The sequence below is a fragment of the Breznakia blatticola genome (genome assembly GCF_004365815.1).
GTDB classification, from domain to species: domain Bacteria; phylum Bacillota_I; class Bacilli_A; order Erysipelotrichales; family Erysipelotrichaceae; genus Breznakia; species Breznakia blatticola.
This window is the reverse complement of sequence record NZ_SODD01000097.1, coordinates 1-1,053: the sequence shown is the minus strand read 5'-3', so window position 1 is coordinate 1,053 and position 1,053 is coordinate 1. Positions and strand designations below refer to the sequence as shown.

At 34.6% G+C, this 1,053-nt stretch carries 2 protein-coding genes; both read left to right on the top strand.

What is annotated here, in order from left to right; translation table 11 throughout:
* Positions 1-285: LPXTG cell wall anchor domain-containing protein (locus EDD63_RS11510; RefSeq protein WP_134171458.1), on the top strand; the 285-nt coding region annotated here is incomplete at its 5' end.
* A 94-nt stretch (positions 286-379) separates the two neighbouring features.
* Positions 380-1,053: YibE/F family protein (locus EDD63_RS11505; protein ID WP_208318336.1), on the top strand; the 674-nt coding region annotated here is incomplete at its 3' end.

The following is a 1,053-nucleotide window of genomic DNA, read 5'->3' as shown; positions in this document are numbered from 1 at the left end:
TTTATGCACTTGTCATTTACAGATGATACATTTACAATGGAAGCATACCGTACAGATACATTAGAAACAGTAGATAGTTATACAATTAAGAAAACAGCTGATACACCAGTGGTAGAAAAACCAGTAGACGAAAAGCCAGCAGTTGATACACCAAAAGACAACACAGTATCAAAACCAGCAACATCACCTGATACAGGGGATAGTACAACACCAATGGTATTTGCCTTGATGTTACTAGCTAGTGGTATGGTATTAGGAGCTTACAAACTAAAAAGAAAAAACTAAGTTTGTTTAAGACTCTATTACAAAATAATAGAATAGAAAGGTGAGAGATAGTGGATAAGCTATCTCTCTTAATTACATGATGAAAAAGATAACGATGGATAAAAAGAGAATCAGTACAATCGTGTTACTTGTGTGTGCATGTTGTTTCTTTGTGTTTTTATATTGGTTAAATACAGAGAAACTAGAATCCTATTCACTAATACATGCAGATAATCTACAATATGAGAAAGCTACGATTACTAAAGTGTATGATCAATACTTAGAAGCGGATGAACAAACGAGTTCAGGATATCGTGGAACACAGGATGTGAAAGTGAAAGTGACAAGCGGAAAACTAGAAGGTAAAGAATTCAGTATTACTAACTATGTTACCAAAACACATAACATCTTAGTTGAAGAAGGTAGTAAAGTCATCGTGGCAGTAGATGAAACACAAGCAGGAAATAGTGTAAGTATCTATAATTATCAACGAACAAATGGTATCTACTTAATGATTGGACTATTTGTGGTATTGATGATTGCAGTAGGTGGAATGAAAGGACTAAAAGCAGCTGTTGGTTTAGCCTTTACATTTATTACCGTACTATTTTTTACCTTACCATTAGTCTTCCATGGGTATTCACCAATTCTAATTGCGATTATAAGTGCAGTAATTATATCGGCATTTACTTTGCTGATTATTGATGGACCAACAAAGAAGACATTAGTCGCCTTTGTAGGGACTGCATGTGGAGTGATGGTTGCAGGACTCATCTTCAATATCTTTTC